Origin of the sequence: Bacteroides sp. An51A (assembly GCF_002161565.1) — a bacterium.
GTDB classification, from domain to species: domain Bacteria; phylum Bacteroidota; class Bacteroidia; order Bacteroidales; family Bacteroidaceae; genus Phocaeicola; species Phocaeicola intestinalis.
Genome location: NZ_NFIC01000010.1, coordinates 33,422 through 53,520 on the forward strand (window position 1 = coordinate 33,422; position 20,099 = coordinate 53,520).

19 protein-coding genes and 3 pseudogenes are annotated in these 20,099 nt (G+C 42.4%); 9 read left to right on the top strand and 13 right to left on the bottom strand.

Annotation, left to right across the window (positions count from 1 at the left end):
• The first annotated feature begins 7 nt into the window (after nt 1-7).
• The 5 genes from B5G04_RS16880 (at nt 8) to B5G04_RS16900 (ending at nt 5,866) form a co-directional block, all read left to right on the top strand.
• Nucleotides 8-1,933 carry a TraM recognition domain-containing protein gene (locus tag B5G04_RS16880; protein ID WP_087398124.1) on the top strand — a complete coding sequence of 642 codons (1,926 nt, stop codon included), beginning with the start codon at nt 8-10 and terminating at the stop codon, nt 1,931-1,933.
• Between the two features lie 31 nt (nt 1,934-1,964).
• The gene (locus B5G04_RS16885; RefSeq protein ID WP_087398125.1) at nt 1,965-2,399 is read left to right on the top strand and encodes a hypothetical protein; all 435 of its coding nucleotides are present in this window, start codon (nt 1,965-1,967) and stop codon (nt 2,397-2,399) included.
• A 181-nt stretch (nt 2,400-2,580) separates the two neighbouring features.
• The gene (locus tag B5G04_RS16890) at nt 2,581-3,969 is read left to right on the top strand and encodes an ATP-binding protein (protein WP_087398126.1); all 1,389 of its coding nucleotides are present in this window, start codon (nt 2,581-2,583) and stop codon (nt 3,967-3,969) included.
• 18 nt (nt 3,970-3,987) lie between these two features.
• The gene (locus B5G04_RS16895) at nt 3,988-5,004 is read left to right on the top strand and encodes a toprim domain-containing protein (protein WP_087398127.1); all 1,017 of its coding nucleotides are present in this window, start codon (nt 3,988-3,990) and stop codon (nt 5,002-5,004) included.
• A gap of 31 nt (nt 5,005-5,035) precedes the next feature.
• Nucleotides 5,036-5,866, top strand: coding sequence for a hypothetical protein (locus B5G04_RS16900; RefSeq protein ID WP_087398128.1), 831 nt, complete (start codon nt 5,036-5,038; stop codon nt 5,864-5,866).
• Between the two features lie 117 nt (nt 5,867-5,983).
• Here B5G04_RS16900 and B5G04_RS16905 read toward each other — a convergent pair whose 3' ends face one another.
• The 5 genes from B5G04_RS16905 to B5G04_RS16925 all read right to left on the bottom strand — a co-directional run bounded on the left by B5G04_RS16905 (nt 5,984) and on the right by B5G04_RS16925 (nt 8,663).
• Nucleotides 5,984-6,292, bottom strand: a complete 309-nt coding sequence (locus tag B5G04_RS16905) for a hypothetical protein (protein WP_087398129.1) — start codon at nt 6,290-6,292, stop codon at nt 5,984-5,986.
• 27 nt (nt 6,293-6,319) lie between these two features.
• Nucleotides 6,320-6,553, bottom strand: a complete 234-nt coding sequence (locus tag B5G04_RS16910) for a hypothetical protein (RefSeq protein ID WP_087398130.1) — start codon at nt 6,551-6,553, stop codon at nt 6,320-6,322.
• Between the two features lie 51 nt (nt 6,554-6,604).
• Nucleotides 6,605-7,156, bottom strand: coding sequence for a hypothetical protein (locus tag B5G04_RS16915; RefSeq protein ID WP_087398131.1), 552 nt, complete (start codon nt 7,154-7,156; stop codon nt 6,605-6,607).
• Nucleotides 7,157-7,173: 17 nt separating this feature from the next.
• Nucleotides 7,174-7,518 carry a DUF2958 domain-containing protein gene (locus tag B5G04_RS16920; RefSeq protein ID WP_087398132.1) on the bottom strand — a complete coding sequence of 115 codons (345 nt, stop codon included), beginning with the start codon at nt 7,516-7,518 and terminating at the stop codon, nt 7,174-7,176.
• Between the two features lie 767 nt (nt 7,519-8,285).
• Nucleotides 8,286-8,663: a single-stranded DNA-binding protein gene (locus B5G04_RS16925; RefSeq protein WP_087398133.1), complete on the bottom strand. Its 378-nt coding sequence runs from the start codon at nt 8,661-8,663 to the stop codon at nt 8,286-8,288.
• 282 nt (nt 8,664-8,945) lie between these two features.
• Between B5G04_RS16925 and B5G04_RS16930 the strand changes: the two genes are divergently transcribed.
• Nucleotides 8,946-9,392, top strand: a complete 447-nt coding sequence (locus tag B5G04_RS16930) for a hypothetical protein (protein WP_087398134.1) — start codon at nt 8,946-8,948, stop codon at nt 9,390-9,392.
• A gap of 113 nt (nt 9,393-9,505) precedes the next feature.
• Here B5G04_RS16930 and B5G04_RS16935 read toward each other — a convergent pair whose 3' ends face one another.
• The 3 genes from B5G04_RS16935 to B5G04_RS16945 are packed head-to-tail and all read right to left on the bottom strand — an operon-like array spanning nt 9,506 to nt 11,331.
• On the bottom strand, nt 9,506-10,144 hold the full coding sequence (locus tag B5G04_RS16935) for an SLOG family protein (protein ID WP_143270481.1): 639 nt from the start codon (nt 10,142-10,144) through the stop codon (nt 9,506-9,508).
• Nucleotides 10,125-10,736 carry a JAB domain-containing protein gene (locus B5G04_RS16940; RefSeq protein ID WP_087398135.1) on the bottom strand — a complete coding sequence of 204 codons (612 nt, stop codon included), beginning with the start codon at nt 10,734-10,736 and terminating at the stop codon, nt 10,125-10,127. The genes B5G04_RS16935 and B5G04_RS16940 overlap by 20 nt, the downstream gene beginning before the upstream one ends.
• Nucleotides 10,737-10,764: 28 nt before the next feature.
• Nucleotides 10,765-11,331 (bottom strand): phosphoribosyltransferase, encoded by a 567-nt coding sequence (locus B5G04_RS16945; protein WP_087398136.1) that lies wholly within the window; start codon nt 11,329-11,331, stop codon nt 10,765-10,767.
• A 948-nt stretch (nt 11,332-12,279) separates the two neighbouring features.
• On the opposite strand from B5G04_RS16945, the pseudogene B5G04_RS16955 reads away from it, so the two are divergent.
• Nucleotides 12,280-12,768 (top strand): annotated as a pseudogene (locus B5G04_RS16955) (toprim domain-containing protein); the annotation flags it as partial.
• Between the two features lie 185 nt (nt 12,769-12,953).
• On the opposite strand, the gene B5G04_RS16960 reads toward B5G04_RS16955, so the two are convergent.
• On the bottom strand, nt 12,954-13,571 hold the full coding sequence (locus B5G04_RS16960; RefSeq protein WP_143270482.1) for a hypothetical protein: 618 nt from the start codon (nt 13,569-13,571) through the stop codon (nt 12,954-12,956).
• Nucleotides 13,572-13,973: 402 nt separating this feature from the next.
• Entirely contained in the window at nt 13,974-14,162 is a 189-nt protein-coding gene (locus tag B5G04_RS19480; RefSeq protein ID WP_143270483.1) for a hypothetical protein, read from the bottom strand.
• Between the two features lie 135 nt (nt 14,163-14,297).
• Here B5G04_RS19480 and B5G04_RS16965 point away from each other — a divergent pair.
• Nucleotides 14,298-15,020: pseudogene (locus B5G04_RS16965) on the top strand (transposase); the annotation flags it as partial.
• 24 nt (nt 15,021-15,044) lie between these two features.
• On the opposite strand, the gene B5G04_RS16970 reads toward B5G04_RS16965, so the two are convergent.
• Complete coding sequence (locus tag B5G04_RS16970) at nt 15,045-15,998, bottom strand: IS30 family transposase (protein ID WP_087395476.1); 954 nt, start codon at nt 15,996-15,998, stop codon at nt 15,045-15,047.
• Nucleotides 15,999-16,435: 437 nt separating this feature from the next.
• A pseudogene (locus B5G04_RS16975) lies at nt 16,436-17,198 on the bottom strand (IS982 family transposase).
• A 117-nt stretch (nt 17,199-17,315) separates the two neighbouring features.
• On the opposite strand from B5G04_RS16975, the gene B5G04_RS16980 reads away from it, so the two are divergent.
• On the top strand, nt 17,316-19,019 hold the full coding sequence (locus B5G04_RS16980; protein WP_087398140.1) for a radical SAM protein: 1,704 nt from the start codon (nt 17,316-17,318) through the stop codon (nt 19,017-19,019).
• Between the two features lie 2 nt (nt 19,020-19,021).
• Here B5G04_RS16980 and B5G04_RS16985 read toward each other — a convergent pair whose 3' ends face one another.
• Nucleotides 19,022-19,795, bottom strand: coding sequence for an IS5 family transposase (locus tag B5G04_RS16985; RefSeq protein WP_087396588.1), 774 nt, complete (start codon nt 19,793-19,795; stop codon nt 19,022-19,024).
• Between the last annotated feature and the right edge of the window lie 304 nt (nt 19,796-20,099).

The following is a 20,099-nucleotide window of genomic DNA, read 5'->3' on the forward strand; positions in this document are numbered from 1 at the left end:
GCGGACTATGGAAAGAGAAAAGAAAGACCTGTCATTTATCCTGATTCTGCTCTCCACCTTGATAGGCATCGCCGTACTATTTCAGTGGGCGATAGTAAACGGGCTGTATGTACCGCTCCGTAATCCGCCACTGTGGGAAAAGCTGATGGAGAAAGGCATGATGTTCCGGTTCCTGTATGTCATCCTCATTGGCGGGCTTGCCTTTCTCTTTCCATTCGGTTTACCGAAAGACGAAAGCCGGAAATGGTTCTATGCCAGCATGACACTGCTGACCGCCTCGGTATTGGTCATCGGATTCAGCCGTCTTTCCCATTGGTACAACCTGTTCGTTTTCCCCTGCCTGTTTGTCTCCTATACCTTACTAGTCATCAAGACACTTCCGTACTTCATCCGCAAGCATGTCAAGTCTGATGAAAGCATCTTCGGCCTGAGCAACGAAGAATCTCCGTTCTACTTCCGGTTTGAGACGGCGAACGGTCCGCTGACCGTCCACAAGCCCCAACAGAACATCTACATCGATGGCGGTCCGGGGTCAGGCAAGTCCGAAAGTTGGATAAAAGGCATGATTTACCAGTGCGCCGAACGTAATTACGCCGGATTCATTTACGACTGGGAAGGAGACCCGACCAAAGCCAACTCGCCCATCCTCTCACGCATTGCCTACGGCAGCATCGAGCACTTCAAGAGACAAGGAAGGGAAGTGCCCGGCTTCGCCTACATCAACTTCGTGGATATGTCCCGTACAGTCCGTGTGAATGTCCTTTCGCCACGCTACATGTACAAAGGCAACGAATCTCTGTTTATCCGGAACATTATCACGACATTGATGAAGAACCTCGAAGCCAGTTGGAAGGAAAAGACCGACTTTTGGGCAAACAACGCCATCAACTATGTCTATTCAATTGCCTACAAGTGCTTTAAGGAACGTGAGCAAGGCATCTGTACGCTTCCCCATGTCATCGCTTTTGCTCTTTCTGACAGCGATCTTGTGTTTCACTGGCTTTCAGAAGACCCGGAAATCGCACTGAACATGTCATCGATGCTGACCGCATGGAAACTTGGTGCCCAACAGCAGACTGCCGGTGCCGTTTCATCCGCACAGACTCCGCTTGTCCTGCTGAACAACAAGTACATTTTCTGGGTATTATCTCCCTTGCCTGAAGAAGAGTTCTCATTAGACATTACCAACAAGGAACATCCTACGCTGCTCTGCGTTGGCAATGCACCCACCATCAAAGAAGCCGTATCTCCGGCGATCTCCTGCATCGGAAGCGTGCTCATGTCGCAGATGAACAATCCGGGCAAGGCGACCAGCGTGTTCATGGTGGACGAGTTCCCCACCATCCTCCTGCAAGGAATAGACACCTTCATCGGAACAGCCCGAAAGCACAACGTATCGACCATCCTTGCCGTGCAGGATTTCAACCAAGCGATCCGTGATTACGGCGAGAAAAGCGCGAATATCCTGAAAGCCTCCTGCGGGACACAAGCCTACGGCATGACCGGAAACGAAAAGACCGCCAAGGACATTGAAAGCCTCTTAGGAGAACAGAAGGAAGCACAACAGTCTTATTCACATCAGGAAAGCGGAAGCAACAGCATGACTGAAAGCCTGCAAAAAGAAAAGGTGCTGAAAGCCCGTGAAGTGGCCGGTCAGTCTGCCGGTCATTTCACCGGGAAAATTGCCGGTGGGAAACCGCCCTATTTCAGCGTCCAATTCCAAATGTGCCGGTTTGAGGAACAGGAAATACCCCGTTTCTCTTTTCCGGTCAGGCTTGGAAAGGGAAAGGAGAAACTGGAACTGGAGATACTGGAAGAAATCGTACAGCAGAACTACATCAGAATCATCAGCGATGTGAATGCCATCCTTAACAACGTGGCAGACCGGTTGAAGAACCAAACCGCAAACACAACCAGCCAACGGAAACAATAATGAAATTACAAACCATTTAAAATTTTGAAACATGAAAAAGCATTATCAAGCATTCTTAGCGATTTTATGCACAACCTTATGCATCATGACCTCATGCAGCAGTGAAAACGATCCATCCGTAACAGACAGCGGAAGCATATACAGGGTAGTCGTGGAAGTCAGCGGAAACAGCCCTAAAGGAAACCTGCATCTGTATAACCTTGACGGAGTAGCGTTCAGGAACGAACAGACCGGAGAACGGACGGAACAAGTCAATGAGAGTTTCACCAGCCGGACTTCCTATGTAACTGACGGGAAAGTCAGCAAGATCACGGCACAAGGCATCCTTTATTCAAAAGAAGATGCCAAACTGACCATGAACGTATATAAAGACGGTGAAACGGTATTCAGCCAATCCAAACAACTGACTACTGCCGTGCCGGGCACAGACACCACCATTGACCTAGTGTACAGTACCGTAAAATGAAAATTCCTCTGTCCGATACCTGCCTATATCGGGCAGAGGCCCAACTGCCCGCCGCATGGGGTGATACCCTAAGAAAAGCCTTACCATAGCAAAAAAACATGCGCTTTTTTTCTCTGCTTGAAAGAAAATTATTATCTTTGTGAAAGATAATTTTTGTTATTTATAATTCCAGAAGAAACCGATGAGATTTGACAGATTCATAGACAGACAGGATTCGTTGGAACGGATTAAGGGAGCGTTCCAACGGCAGCATCCACAGTTCGTTGTCATTTATGGCAGACGGCGCATCGGGAAATCCACGCTTATTAGGGAAATCCTGACGGAAAATGATGTGTATTTTCTCAGTGACCAGACCAATGAAGCCAACCAGCGGATGCTGTTCGCCAAATCCGTTTCCGACATCATCCCCCGTTTCGACAAGGTGGTTTACCCTGATTGGGAAACACTGCTGTTGGAACTGAATGAACGGATAACCCGGCGTATCGTGGTCTGTCTGGATGAATTTCCGTATATGGTCAAAAGCTGCGCCGCACTTCCATCCGTTATCCAGAAACTGCTGAACGGAAGGACGCTCAGGTTTGACCTGATTGTCTGCGGCTCTTCGCAACAACTGATGCAAGGCTATGTGTTGGACAGGAAAGAACCGCTATATGGTCTGGCTGATGAAATCATCAAACTGGAACCTATCCCCGTCCCGTACATCTGCCAGGCATTGGGTGTGGATGAGACAACCGCTGTGGAAGAATATGCCGTTTGGGGCGGGATTCCCAGATATTGGGAACTGAGAGCCGATTACCCGGATCAGGACACCGCCATAAGAAAATTGATTTTAGACACCAAGGGGATATTGGCGGAAGAACCCCAAAGGCTGCTCCGGGATGACCTTCGCGACACGGTGCAGACCTCCACCATCCTTTCCATTATCGGCAACGGAGTGAACAGGATTACCGAGATTGCGGCACGTGCCGGAAAAGAAGCCACCCAAATATCCGAACCGTTAAGCAAGCTCCGTGAATTGGGGTATGTCAGACGGGAAGTGCCATTCGGCGAGAGCGAGAAAAAAAGCAAGAAAGGCATCTACCGCATCAACGACAACATGCTGCAATTCTATTACCGGTTTGTCGCGCCACACCGTTCCATCCTTGAATTGGGGCGTGTCGATCGGGTCATGAGCCTCGTTGAATCGCAGTTCAACCAATATGTCGGCGACTGTTGGGAACATCTCTGCCGCCAGTTCGTGAGCGGCAATGAGATTGACGGAATCGCATACGGCATGGCTTCCAGATGGTGGGGGAAAATATTCCCGGATGACAGCAAGGCAGGGAAGATGGCTGAACTGGATGTCGTGGCTGAATCCTTTGACAAGAGGCACATCCTTATCGGAGAGTGCAAATGGACGGGTGGGGAAGATGCCCAAAGGCTGCTCCACGACTTATCCGAAAAAGCCCGGTGCCTCCCGTTCGTCAAGGACAATCAGGAAGTGCATTTCGTCCTGTTTCTGAAACGGGAACCTGTACACAAAGAAGCCGTCCGCTATTTCCTGCCGGAAGATATTCTAAAGAGTCTCTAACCCTACAACACCAACAAGATGAAAGTAGACTTCAATCAGATAAAGACCGCCATTTCCTTACCGGATTTCCTGTTGCAGTTGGGATGGAAGTTCGTCAGCGGATCGTCAAATACCTGCCCGAAGATGAGCAACGGCACACACACGATTGTCATCAAGCGCAACGCACAGAACCAGTACACCTATTGGGATGTACACAGTGACAGCATTCGTGGAAGAAGCATCCTTGACTTCATGCAGGAACATCTGTTTGAAACGACCGGGAAAAGACCGTCATTGCGAGAGGTAGGGGAGATACTACAGAAATACATAAACACCAACCGGATTGTCACGCCCGAACAAAGCAGGTATGATGTAGGAAACACTTCCATGAACATGAATGAACTGCAATTCTATCTGAACCAACTGAAGCCTTACAGCGGCAATTACCTTCAGAAAAGAGGCATCAAGAAAGAAAGCATCGAGAGCAAAGTGTTTCAGAACACCTTCTTCATCCGCGAAGTGCGGAACAAAGGAAGCGTCTACTGGAATGTCTGCGTAAAGATGTACAGCGAAAAGGGGGTGGAAGCCATCTCCCAGCGGAACGAGACCTTCAAGGGCATCATCGGCGGAAAGTTCGACTGTCTCGCCACAAGCTCACACGACAAAAGCCGTCCGATTGACATCCTGTATGTAGGTGAATCCATCATTGACTGCATTTCGCATTACCAGTTGAAACACGAAAATACACCGCTGAACCTCGTATATGTATCTACCGAAGGCACACTGACCGAAGGGCAGATGCGTCTGCTCCGCATCATCCTTGACAAAAATGAAGTGAAGGCGATGCGCACGATATTCGACAACGACAAACAAGGGTATAAGTACACCCTATGGATGCAGCGTTACTTCTATGGGAAAGATATCGACACGGAAAACATGAGCACAACGGAACTGGCAGCAGAGGTGGCGATGTTGGATAGTGTGGAACTGCCGGAACACAAGGACTGGAATGATGACCTGAAAATCGTCTATAACATAACAGAGGAATCACATTAATACAAACGAGCTATAAAAATCCTAATATTTTATGACCTATAATGACAATCAAATACTAAGATACTTGTATGGTCTTGATGAAAACCGGGATTATCCCCAAAGTATAAAACGGTTCTTAAACAGTATAGGCAGCATAATTGATGAAGACCGTGAAGCTGCCATTGATGAATTATACAGAATAAAAAACAACTGTAAGAAGTTAGCTGTCTTATCTAAAAGTTTCGTGACAGCTATGGATAAATCATATATGAAATTTACACAATTCCATATAGATATATTAGCTGAATGTGACGGAGAGAATGGCGTTGTGAAAAGCCCATATTTCATTGAGGGATGCTTTGTCATATACTCAATAAAGAATGGCTCACTATCGCTATGGGTATTCCAGAACCTTCCGAATGCCAACAATAACTTAATGGCTATACCTACATTTTACATTGTAGCAAGTCCCAAAGACAGGATACAAGGTGCCGGTCATCAATTGGACTGCATGATAATTCCAATAATAGACAACTTGTATGAAGCCAATTTAAGGGATTATATTGATATGGTCTTGGACTACCTTTGCCTTAGACAATGGGCGGAAATTGAAATATCAGAAATACAAACAAAACAAAAGAAAAATGTAAAGGGCAAGAAAATAAGCCTTATCCAAAACGGCATATCATACTTTGTCTTTGACAGCAAATGGTTTACTGAAATATGTAATAACAATGAATTTATTGTTAGCGGACATTTCAGGCTACAACCATATGGCGATGGCACCAAAAAACTTATTTGGATTAATGAATTTAAAAAACACGGCTACCATAGAAAGGCTTTAATCGAAAAGGCTAATGAAGGAGAAGATTTTCTTTCTTAAATGCAAGCATCCAAATCCATTAAGCCCGACAAACATGATAATACACTTTGCCAATCAGGACAGATTGATTTTGGCATCATCAAAAGGAGCTTCCAAGTCGGAAGCTCCTTTTGATGTTTACTGAAGATAAATAGGCTCAGTGCCTTTATTATACATATACATCGGGTCATTACGAAATCCCTCAAAGCACACATTAAAATCATCAAAATCCCGCTCGGTAGCCAAACGGACTTTATCGTCAAAGGACACATAGCGTCTCATATTGATAGCATCCAACAAAGAAACACAATCCCCCGATTCAACCGCCAATGCAACCACAAAAGATGTCTTGTCCGGGTAGATATATCCCAGCATCCTTTCATTAAGTACCACCAAGCGGATAACATATTCATCCAACTTTGGTATATTATTCAGTCTAACTTCCATAGTTCATTACTTTATTTTAATGATTCATCACTTCCGGAAAAAATACTCTATTGCCGAATGCACCAAGATATAATGAGTGTCTGTCTGCCTGCACCGGTCGGCATAAGGGTTGGGGAACTGCAATGCCAAAGAATCATAGACATGTGGAAGCTCTTTTTTGATGCGATTGACAAGAAGCCTGTAAGAGCAGCGTCTTGAACGGCGCATAAGGCATCGCCATTCCTGCATGGTCAGCAGCGTACAATTCGTTTCGTAAGTCATAGGATAACAGTTCTTAGCAGGGTAGGGAATACCCTACCCTTGAATTATCAGTTACACAATCTCAATCTCATGCACAAGCAAGAACGAATGTCCGTTCCATTCGGTAAGCATCGGTTCCACATCTTCAAATTGCCTTACCTCGATACCTGTCATCTCCCTGATTACAGAAGCTACTTCTTCAAAATCATCAAAATACTCACATCCTTTGCTCTCACTATCCACCATATATCTGGCAGAGAAATAGACACCTTCCGCATCGTTCGTCTGGAAAATGCCCATACCCGGCTCTTCCGTATAATAATATGGATGCAATGCATATTTGTCGGCAATCCTTTGCATCAGTTCCTCACAAGCACACCAAGCGGTTTCCGTTGAGAAACGGACTCCCGCAAGCCCATCGCTGTACTCATGCAGTTCATCATCAAGATAAGAAACCTCACCTCTGCATGGAATATCCATACCGCATGATTCAGGCAACAAGGCTTTCCTCACATAAGCCAACCAACTATCGGCGCATACTGCCTGTTCCAAATCAGCCAATAACCTACGTGCATTCTCTGTAGCACCCACAAACATATAATCCGTTGAACACCAATTTGCCATAACTCCACATTTTAAAATTAACAAACCATGAATTTTTCTCCAACGAAAAGGGATTTCAGGCAATCCCCGACAGTCAGACCTTCGGGCAATTCACAATCCACCTCAGCAGTAATCCCGTGCAATTCCAGTTCCGCAATCTCCGAAAGGGTGAAATACCCCCATTCCCATTCAAGGATATGGCAATACCCAAAGAAAATCCAATCCCCGTCCTCTTGTCTCTCCGCTTCGGTAACAAGCCACACGGCAGAAGTGAACGGCATGAAAAACTTGGCAATTACAGTAGCCTCAAACCCCTTTCCCTCTTTGGAATACAAAGAAGCGGAAGCAAATGCACCCAACATCGAATCTGTTATCTGTATCATACGCAAAGAATTAAAAAATTAAACTTGATTTATGCTTCAGCCAGATTTAAAGACCTTTTTCTGAAAAACTTCCGTCCCGTCCTTTTCCTCTCAGCCGACTTTTTTTTAACGCAATTCATGCCCCATCCGAGTTTATGAGCCTTTTCCTACGGCAAAACAAACGGATGGAAAAGGGGAAATACGAAAAATTTTGATAGGGAAAAATGTTGGGAAGGCAAGGACTTCATCGTTATTTTTCCTGAAGCAAAGGCTCTGACGGAATTTTTCATTTTCCCCTCACATCAGAAATTTGCCGACGGGAAAAGGCTTCCACGGATGGGGTGGACTGCCAAAAAACGGGAGTGCAGGAGAGACAAGGAAAAGGACGGGACGGAATGGGAAAAGAAATGATTGAAACGGAATCCGATACTGGGAAAGAAACCCATGAAACACTAAATTATATGGAAAGCTGACTGACAGCTTTCAAGGGGTCAGACAACGGGCTGCCGGAACAGACATCAGGAATGGCCGTGTACAGAAAGGGCATCGGAAGTTGTTAAGGCTATAGCCTTAGCTCAGGAGAGGAACATCCGGACACCGTCTTTCGTCTGTTCTTCCCGGATGGCATATACAGTTCCGTGAGCCAGTGAGCGGATCTGTACATGTCATTCACACGGGACAGCCATTCCGCTACAGGGTGGGTGGGACATCAATGCGTACACGCAAACCGTTTCCGTCCGCCGTGCAAAAAGAAAAGCGGCTTAAAGCCGCTTCGTAAGGCTGAAGGATCATTTCTTCCTTCTGGATGCCCGTTTTTTGGGGGCGGGTACTTCTTCCTCCTCTTTTTCAGGAGTAGGATAGAATTTGACACCTGCAAAAACAATGCGGTTCCGCTTTCTCTTCGTTTCCTGATCAAACCATTCTTCGGGTTTGAAGAATCCCTCTACAGTAATCAGCGTGCCTTTCTTCAACACCTCAAAGGTATCGATGGCTTCATTATTACGCCAGGCTTCCACGTTGACGAATGAAGAAACATATTTCCCGTCTCTCTCCGGTCTGCTGATAGCTACAGCGAATCTGGCTACGCTTGCCTTCTCAAAATTGATGATTTCTGCATCCTTACCGATGAAACCTGATACTGCGAATGAATTTTCCAACTTTTTCATGACTGTAATTTTTTGAAGTTAATAAATCATTTTTACAGTGCAAACACCGAATGACGGCTTTAGGGTACACCAAGAAATCCGTTTGAAATACGCTTTTTTATCCTTAAAAAAGGAAGATTTTGAATGGATTTATTGGTTAAGATGGCAGCGAATAATTTGCGCTTAAATACGCTTTCCTAAGAGGGAAGGAAGATTTCAGCCAAATAGGAGAACGGTATTTGCGAATCGTCCCTAACCCATGAAGGGTTAGCGTCATACGAAATTTGCACGAGGAAAAATGATTTGACTTCCAGAAATAGCAGGGAAAGGGGGAAAATCCAGTATCAGGTTCGGCAAGGATGCGATTCAGCAGCCAAGGCAAGCGGAGTTCCATTTTTGCATATCATAAAAAGGAGAGGGACGGGGAATATTCCATTACAGCCAATAAAAGTCTGGCGCAACAATGAAGCACCACCTGAACACATCAAGAAAGGCACGCCGATTACCGTAGAGATACACAAGCCACATATCCGGTTTGGAAACGAAAAGAAAGCACTGCCGGACAATGCAGGTGCCTACCATAAGGCACACCGAAAAAGAAGAGGAAGAACCGCCCCTACCCATCCAAAGAAATCCTTCAGCCATACGAAGCCTTACCGAAATCAAAAGGCACGGCGGATGCTACCGCTCTCCCTTACATGTAAGGGGTCTGACGGGTCATCCTCCGGCTGTATGCAGCCCTACCGATAATGGGGTGGGTGGGGATTATTGGATTAAGTAAAAATACTTCCCGAAAGCCTTTTTTGCTACTTTTTGGGGTGACTGCCAAAAAGTAGGGCAACCGCCCGCAACCCTTCAGGACATCAAAACAGGTTACGGACAACCACCCGTTTGCCATTTAATGCCTTTCGGACAGTGTAGGAAGTCCCTCCACAGGAAAAGCCGTCCCAATAGGCAATCAGGACACTTGAATGCAGCAGCATAAAATCATTGCGTTTGAGATAGCATTCAGGGCTATAACTTTCGGAAAGAATGACTGCCGCATCCGCTTCTTCCAGAATCCGCTTGTACCGCAGCTTGGCTGACTGGCTGAAAAGTGCATCCTGCCCGTTGAACGGCACGGCAACCACCAGCACCATGTCCGGACAGTTCCGTTTTTCCGACAATACGGCTTCGGCTGCCAACGTATCGAATCCGACTGCCCCACCCGTATAAAACAAGCGGTAGCCCGAAGCGTAACACGCACGGATTTCCGACAACAGGCAGGGCAATACCCGATTGGGATTACCCTGCAATTTACGATGACCGCTGAAAGCCACAGAACGCTTTTTCAGCCATTCGGCGCAATGCTTCCGGCATTCTTCCAATGAAGCCGCCTCCGTTTCATAGGCAACACACCCCACCATGAATCTGTAACGGCATACGGACACATCACCGAACAAGCCTTTTCTTATTTCGGTGACGGTCTCTGTTCCTACATTTTCAAAAAATCTTTCCCTCATCCTGATAGCTGTAATAGGTATCGTTCGCCACAATGATATGGTCAAGCAAGCGGATGTTCAACGCTTCTCCTGCCTTGCGCATACATTCGGTCAGTTTATCATCCTCCGCACTCGGTCTGTTGTTTCCGCTTGGGTGGTTATGGCAAAGCACCATTGCCGTAGCCTTAGCCAACAACGCTTCTCTCAGCACGATACGGACATCCACCTGCGTAGAAGCATATCCACCGCAAGAAATACGTTTCTTGCTTATCACTTTTGCCGACTGGTTCAGAAGAAGCACCCAACATTCCTCCGTCACGATGTCGCCGACAATCGGCTGCATAATTTCAAAAGCATCCCTGCTGCATTGAATCTGAAAGCCATTGAGCGATTTCGGCGCACACCGCTTGTAAAGCTCGATTGCCGCCATTGCCACCTGCCTGCGTGCAGGGGTCATGGAATCAAGCACCGCATTGAGGTCAAACCTCTCGTCAGTCCGCATTTCCTTTTCCCTTACCTTACCTGCCATCCGCTCGCTATTGGTCAGGATATACACAAGTTCCGTATTCTCCATAACCCGATATTCACTGTTGATTTCAAAATTTCCTTTCATGATTTACGATTTAAAGATTATTATTCCGTTAGTTGCTATGAAAAATGGTTTTACCCAAGAAGAAACCTCCCAAGATTTCAGCACCGAATTTCTCCAGTTGAAGCGCAAACCTCGCATACGAAAACCCTTTGGTCAGAATGTCATCAAACACCAGCACTTTCTTTCCGTTGAAAAACTCCTTGTCAAAGTCAACCACCTGCACATTCCGTATGCTTTTCTCGTCAAACCGCTCATGCACCCCCAAGCGGTTTCCCTCGATACGGATATGGTCGTATGCGTTGATGGCTCCTGTCAGACCGCACACCTTTTCCGCGAATTTTCTATATCTTTTCTCGTTCTTCGCTGCCGAAGAAGCGGGCACACATGCAAAGACGATATTCCTTGTCTCCTTACCGAAAAACCTCACCAGTGCGGATGCCGTGATTTCAGCCACACTTTCATAGGCTCTCCCGTCTTTGAAGTCCCAAACGAGATGCCTTATCTGCCAATCCCGTGCGCTTGCGTTCTTATACTGCATGGGCAAATAGTCATAAAATGCGTACATCAGCTTCCGCCATTGCCGTTCCAAACTTGGGTATTTTCCTTTCTGTGCCATAATCTGCGATTCTTAGGGTTGAACTTCCTGATTTATGCTTCGGCAAGATTCAAAGACCTTTTTTCAAATTTTCCTTTCCGTCCTTTTCCTTCTGCCGACCTTTTTTTAAAGCGGGTTCTGCCCCGACTGAGTTCATGAGCCTTTTTTCACGGCAAATACGAACTAATGAAAGGGGGAATACGACAAATTTTGATAGGGAAAAATGTTGGGAAGCCAAGCCTTCATCGTTATTTTTCCCGAAGCAAAGGCATCGCCGGAATTTGTTCATTTCCACCCCTCATCATACCTTTGCCGAAGAAAAAAGGCTTCTCGGTCGAGACAGTACTTCATACAAGAAGGGGGAGGTAGAAAGAGGGAAAAGGGCGGAAAGGAATAAACAACAGATACCGCTTAACGCATAAGGGATAGCAGAGTAAAGCCCACAGCCACAGCGAGGACTTGCAACGGACAGCCCGGCGGCTTGCCGATATGCCCCATATAAATTTTTCCGAAAGTAAAACCTGCAACGCCCATAGCCCGGAGTCAAAAGAAAGAATCCAAATAGAGAGAACATCGCAATCGCTAAGGCAATGAAACAAGACAATATGCCATTTGATAAGATAGCAGAATACACCAAACTATCTGAAGAAATAATAACCTCTTTATAAAAAAAGGCGTGTTACGGACTTGCACCGATTAGAGAATATGGTAGTGCTGGCCGAACTGAAAAAAGGCTTGTCCGAATGAAACTGACAAGCCTTTTTTCTTTCTATAGATTCTGATTATTTATCCTGAGTATTATGCTAGGAATCAACTTTTTATCAATTTCTCTATCTAGTCATTAAAGTGTCTACATTTGGCACGGAGCGTTTCAATCCCAATCTGTTTGGCCATATTTTTCCCGTAACAGGCTTATTATAATTGTAGTGTGTCTTTTTATCTCCCTCTATTGCCTTAATAATACGCTTCGTCTACCGGAATGTCTGCGTAAAGATGTACAGCGAAAAGGGGATGGAAGCCATCTCCCAGCGAAATGAGACCTTCAAAGGTATCATCGGCGGCAAGTTCGACTGCCTTGCCACAAGCGCACACGACAAAAGCCGTCCGATTGACATTCTGTATGTTGGTGAACCCATCATTGACTGCATTTCGCATTATCAACTGAAACACGAAAATACCCCGTTAAATCTCGTATATGTATCTACCGAAGGCACACTGACCGAAGGGCAGATGCGTCTGCTCCGCATCATCCTAGACAAGAATGAGGTGAAGGAAATGCGCACGATATTCGACAACGACAAACAAGGGTATAAGTACACCCTATGGATGCAGCGTTACTTCTATGGGAAAGATATCGACACGGAAAACATGAGCACAACGGAACTGGCAGCAGAGGTGGCGATGTTGGATAGTGTGGAACTGCCGGAACACAAGGACTGGAATGATGACCTGAAAATCGTTTATAACATAACAGAGAAAAAAGATAAATCAAGGAAGCGCATGTACGGCATCTTCCTTACTGCATATTGTATGTGTCTCGGGGCCGAACCATAGGATGCAAACTCACCGATTTTTGATTCGATAGTATAAATATGCTTGGTGTAGCGTTCAAATAGGCAACCTTTTTAAAGTTAAGACAATCTTTAATTTCTAGGAGGAAGGCGCATTGGTAACATTTTATTTTGTTGTTTATTATCTTTTATACTTCTTACAATTTCGTATAATATACCTCCAATATCAATTCCTAAATCAAACTTTTCAAATTTATAATAGGGTATGAAAATTGGGACTGTTTTCCAACCGTTCTGAGCATCGTAATATCTTTGTACTCCAACTTCTATACCGACTCGCTCTGAAAATTCATAACCTATTGTAGTACCATAATATGAATTATTAAAATTGTATATATTGTTAGGAGTATAACAACCAAAAATACTGATGTGTAGTTTTTCTGTAGGTAAATATGTAGCAGAACCCAATAGGCCAAAAGATTGTCCGCTTTGTTTTAAGTTGGGTAAATGGTATTTTATAGCATTAATTCCTATCTTAATATTAAAATACGAATTAAAATTTTTCTGATATATTAATGATGCTTGATTAATAATGCCAATACCAGGAAGTGTATTTTGAGAACTTTGACCATACATATAAGATGCAATTTTTCCCCATCTATTATAATCATAGGAAAAAGTATTGGAATGATTTATGAAATTTGGAAAGGCATCATACTTATAGCATTTCATATCAAATATTTTATTCATGTATGTATTCTTTCTTATTCCAAAATCTGTATGATTATTATAATGAATTAGGGAAATAGGACATTTATAATAATCTTCAAAATAGTGAACATTATTATTTATCCTTAATTGAATAATACTATCATTTTGTGAATAGATATTTAATGTAAGTAAACATAAAATCAGTAATGTAATATTTTTATACATGCAATGATTACTTTAATTTATGTGTCTAAAATGTATTCTTTATAATAGAGTTTATACAGAATAAGAAACAGGGCTATTGGTTATCAGTGCCCTAAAACCTTATTCGATATAATGTCTAATATTTATTTGAACTAAGTTAAATAAAAAAGTGCTAAGTATTATTTGCTATATAGATAATAGCTCATAATAGATAGCACAAAAAATCACTTTTTTCTTTTAGAAAGTAACACTCCCTGTGACTCCTATTCCGGTTATAGTCCTATCTGTACGAGTAACAGATATAGGTCCAACTGGAGGTTTACCCAAAACAACCCCTCCTCCTTTTACTTCATTTAGAGAACCTTTACTTAATCGGTCTAATTTCTGCATTTTTTCAGAAACAGATTCTTGCATAACTTTTTTCATATTTATATAAATTATTCAAGTTTCGCAAGTTAATAGAAAACCTTCTTCTTGGGATATAAAAGGGGCACAGGGATTTCCGCATATCGCAGAAAATGAGTAATTTTATAGTTGCAAATCAAAACATTACTCAGCCCTATGCCCTTGCACAAAGTTACAGACTTTCTTTCAGAAATCAGCGCATTTTTTAGAAAAAATGACGCGCATAAAGCGATGTATTCCATACTGGACGTTATCAAATGGTTAAGAATGAATGAATCCACCTTGTTCGGCATGAAGAGCAAGTGCAACAATGTGTATCCGTTGTTGCAGGTGTTCCAGGCTTTGCTGTTGTACCCGTGTTTCATGGTCCGTAACCCTTATCGTTTCACCGGGTCTTCCTTAAGCGGCTTGCTGGGATGCAAGAAAGACGTGTTCTACCGTTTCATGAGTAATCCCAAGATAAACTGGCGGAAGTCCGTCTATCACCTCACCCTCCAGCTTTGGTCGAAGATCAGACTCCGCTCCGGGCGCAAGGAAGGCACGGTCTGTCTGATAGTCGATGACACGGACTATCCCAAGACGGGACGGCGCATGGAGAACATCGGCAGGGTGTTTTCCCATGTCCATCACAGGTGCATCCTCGGTTTCAAGGCATTGTTCCTTGCCGTCACGGACGGGACAACCCAAATGCTTCTGGATTTTGCACTGCTGGGTGAAAAAGGAAAGGATGGAAAGTTCGGGATGTCCGATGAAGAGCTCGCAAGACGTTTCACCAAAGGACGTGACAGCGGCGACGCCTTGCAGGAGCGTATCGATGAATACACGGCAAAGAAAACCGACCTGATGATTGCCATGATAGGACGCGCCATCCGCAAAGGGCAGAGTCAACCAGCGAGTGCAACATTACGAAATATTTTTGAAAAAGACCTCAGCCGGAGTCAAGAAATTGAGTTTTTCTCTCGGTCTGGCATTAATTTTCTTCCTGATCTTGGTTATTTTTCCTTCTGTAACCGTACTGATGTCGGTTCCTTTCGGGATATATTGCCGTATCAGCTTGTTGCCGTTTTCTATGGCTCCTTTCTGCCATGCGCAATAGGAATCGGCAAAATACACGGGCACGTTGAGCTTCTTGGTTATCCATTCATGCTCGGCGAACTCACTGCCGTTGTCCGTGGTGATGGACTTCAAGGCCTCTCCCTTGTATGGCAGCAGCAACCTCCACACGGTTCTTGCCACAGGCTTCGCTTTCTTCCCGTGCTTGAGCCTTTCCATCAACAGGAAGTTCGTGCTCCTTTCCGTCAGCGTGAGGATGGCGTTGCTGTCCTTGTCCACGATGAGGTCCATCTCCCAGTCCCCGAAACGTTTGCCGTCGGCTTCCGCCGGACGCTCGTGTATGCTCACACGGTTACGGATGTTCGTGGCCTTAGTCTCATGACGGTGTGAGGCCTTGCGCTTGTATTTCATCTTATGCCGGCAATGGGAAGCCAGTTCCCCGCTTTCGTCCTTGCGGATGAGGGCGTAAATGGCTTCATGGGAGACGTTTATACCCTCCAGCTTCAAACGTCCGGATATCTGCCGGGGAGACCACTGCTCGTTTTTTATGAACTCAATGATGCGCCATTGCAGCACATCATCCAGCCCCCTGTTGCCGGGCGTATGACACCGGCGGGATTCTGCCATGTCATGCGCCTTGTTCCATACATACTTGCCGCTCGGCGTGGAGTTACGCTTTATCTCACGGCTTACCGTCGATTTGTGGACTCCTATGGAACGAGCAATCATTTCCAGAGTCTCACCCTTTTGTCGTCCCAGGTAAATTGCGTACCTTTGCTCACGGGTTAAGTGCTTATACTTCATAGACAATACAAAAGTAATTAATCCGTGGGAGACAGAGGTCTCCCTTTTTTATTTTGTATTGCCGGATGACCCTGATTCCGGGCTTCCACCGCCTTCCTCCGCCCTTTCCGCTACGCTCCAAGGACGGAGGAAGGCGGTGGCGGAGTTGCACTTCTAACTTGACGGTGGGGTTTTTATAAAAAATAACTTCTAATGAATATAAAGCTTTTTGACTGAAGTTTATATAATTAGGCAACTATTCAAATTTCTATTATATGACATTTTATTTACAATGTAAAAGTATCTTTTTTTGTCAGTTATTTCAGTTTTATATTAAGATAGCATTTCTAAAGAATATTATTATTTTTCTAAGATATATTTGTATTTTGGTAAAAATCTTAAGTGAAAATTTTATCTATAAAAACAAATGTTGATAAATTAACGTGAGTTCGACAAATTCAGAACAATGTAGACTGTGTGTCAATAGTTCTCGTAACATTGATACACGGCTTCTTTGGAAAACAGCAGTATGCTGCAATCGCACTTAAAAAGTTGACAATAAAATCAACAAAAGCTCTGTATCTTGAATGTTCCACTTGTGCTATATTCTTAAGTTCGTCATTGATGGTTTCGATTATGACCCGTTTCCTAAGAAGAAGTTTGTCGGAAAGTGACATTAATGCTCCTTTCATATTGCTTTTCAACTTAGTTATAAGTTGTATGCCATCAACAAACAGTCTCTCAAAGAGCTTCTTGCCAATATATCTCTTGTCGCCGACAAGCCTTCCATAGATGAAATCTACAAATGACCTGTACTCAAGAGGCTTACGATCATCTACATCACCGGGCGTAATCATGAAATTCAAGAGTTCTCCACATTCGTTGCATATCAGATGTAGTTTGAATCAGAAGAACAAGCTCATAGAACATTTACCTCTTTGGGCTATTCATTTGAACGCCTTATGAATATGAATTCTCTGGTTTTTGCATACCCGTAAGGAAGTACTGTCAACAAAACTGATACCGGTACATTTGCCAAAAAATACCTTCTTAATGAACAGAGCCAATGGAATTGCCACCTCTTTTTCCAACTCTACAAAACGGTTATAAGAGACGACCTTTGGAAAGAGATGGCGTATATTTTGCCATCATTTCATCAAAAAAATGGCAGAAATCATCTGCCATACAGAATAATTCTATAACTTTGCTCTCGGTGATTATAACGATTATTGTTTGTAAATCTTTGTAATTCAGCACTATAAAGATACAACAATTTTCGCTAATCACCAAATTCTCAACTACTTATAATTCGTCGAACTCACGTTAAATTAAAATTATATGAAGAATAGAATAGTTTTGAATTGGTGTCCGCCAGCAACAATCGATATGCCATCACCAAGTATGTCTGTTTTAAAAACATATTTAGAGAGATTTAATTTTAACGTTGAAATAAAATATTGGAATATTGCGATTTGGAAGCTTCAAAGAGAATTTGTTTTTGAAGTTCAATGTGCTAACGAGATGTTGTCTTTGTTGCTTTTTTATAATTATTTAGCTATAAAATATGATGATAAGGATGCATTGTGTAGAGTAAAAGCTAATTTAATGAGTGTAAAACCTCAGTATTTAAATTTGCCGAACGATTTTTTTGATAAACATATGCTAGCATATGCAGATAAATTGCATGACATAATAATACAAGAGCTAAATAATATAAACTTTGAGAATGTATTATTTATAGGTTTTACTGCAAATCTTTATCAATGGATACCATCTTCTATAATTGCAAAAATAATTAAAGAGAAATATAACATTCCTATAGTAGTAGGAGGTATAGGAACAAGAGGTAGTGCATTATCTATTTTAAATAATTTCCATTGTTTCGATATCTCAACATGGGGAGAAGGTGAGAATATCTTGTTGAAGATATCATCTTTTTTGCAAAAAAATGATACTACTAATGATAATATGTTGTTAATACCAAATATTGCAATTCGAAAATCTACTGGCGTAGCAGTTTCATCAAACATAAATCATGATTTTACGAATTTGTCGGATAGTCTAAATTCACCAAATTTTCAAGATTATTTTAAGCAATTGTCTGAATATTGTATACTTAATGAAAATATTGCTTTAACTATTGAAGGTGGAAGAGGATGTCATTGGAAAAAATGCAATTTTTGTTATTTAAATATGGGTTATAAATATAGAACCAAAGCGGTATTGACTATTATAAAGGAAATTGCATATTCAATAAAGAATTATAATATAAAGAAATTTACTTTTCTAGATAATGATCTTATAGCAAATGATATAGAAAGATTTGATTCTTTGTTAGATAGTTTAATTTCAATAAAAAAGAAGTTTCCTTCATTTCAAATAGAAATGGCTGAAATAATAACAAAAGGGGTTAATGCCAAAACAATAAAAAAAATGTCTTTAGCAGGTTTTAAACATGTACAAATTGGCTATGAATCTGCAAGCGATGATTTATTAAAGAAAATATCAAAAAAAAATTCATTTGGAAGTAATTTATTTTTTATTATACAAGCTATAAAATATGGAATATCTATTGAAGGAGCAAATATTATTAAGGGACTTTTTGGGGAAACAGAAGATAATATATTAGAATGTATAGAAAATTTAAGGTATTTACGATTTGTTCTATCGAATGATAAATTTAGTCATAGCTATTCAACTTTAACAATTTCTCATTCTAGTAAAAATTTTCAGATATTGAAAGATTCTCCTAAATTTATAACTAGTCATATTTTGTATTATTTACCAAAAGGATTTATTCTCCCTGATGAACTTGAGGACTGCTTTTTTACAGAAAGGCTTTTATGGGTTGAAAGTCCTCTTTGGAGCCATTTTGAATTAATTGAACGTTATTTTAGATCTTCCATCTATACATATAGGTTAATAGAATATAAAAATCAAATTGTTTATACAGAATTGTTAAATAATGAGACAATCAATATTTTAGAATTTTATAAAGATTCATTGGATTGTTTAATATTGAAAACTATGAAGCTGTTTTGATTTCATTCGATAAATTTGTTAAGCATGATTTGGATGAATGCAATCTGTACCATAGCTTCTGCGGTTTCAGCAAGGAATTCATAATCGATGGTCAGCCTTCTGAAGTTTTCCAGCCATGAGAAAGAGCGTTCCACAATCCAGCGTTTGGGCAGTACTTGAAATTTGGATGGACATTCGTCCGGTCTGAGTACGACCTCCAATATCCATCCGAATTTCTTCTTGACCCAATCAGCCAAATCTCCCCTGTAGCCTCCATCCGCCAATATTTTAACCAAGCGCGGAAATTTATAAGCGAGTTTTTCTATGGCTTGTGGGGCGCCCTTGCTGTCATGCAGGTTGGCTTCATGGATTGTGACGGCTAACGGAAGGCCAAGCGTATCGACTATGATGTGCTCTTTCCGTCCCTTGATTTTCTTGTTCCCGTCTATACCACGGTCAGAATCAACATGATGGGAAGTCTTTACGCTTCTGGAATCCATGATGCCAAGACTGGGACTTTCCTCCCGTCCCGCCTGTTTACGGATAAGGGAGTGCAAGGCATCCATCACCTCTTCAAACACACCTTCAAGCTTCCACTTGCGGAAGTAGTAATAGACGGTTTGCCAAGGGGCGAAGTCAGAAGGAAGCATACGCCACTGGCAGCCGGTCTTGTTGATATAAAGGATGGCATTCATTATCTCTTTAAGCGGATGTTTTCGGTTCCTCGCTTGCGGCTCTAAAATATTTTTTATAACTTGCCACTGTTTTTCAGTCAGGTCGGTTGGATACTGTGTCATAACTTTATTGTTTGGTACCTTTAAAGATATAACATTTTTCCAATTGACCGGCTGATTTGAGATCTGAAGATGCTTATAACATTATTCTTGAATCAATTCAAAACAGTTTCTATAAATAATAGGAATATTTCTATATTAGAACTTAAAGAAATATTAAATGAATATTCGTTTGAAGAGATTCAAACTACTTTAAAGGCATTAAACGAAGAAAAGTTAATTTATGTCAACGCTGACTTTTCGGAGATAGTTCCTATTATAGATTTTGAACAAATGAATTAGTTTCTTAAATAAATATTAAATTCCT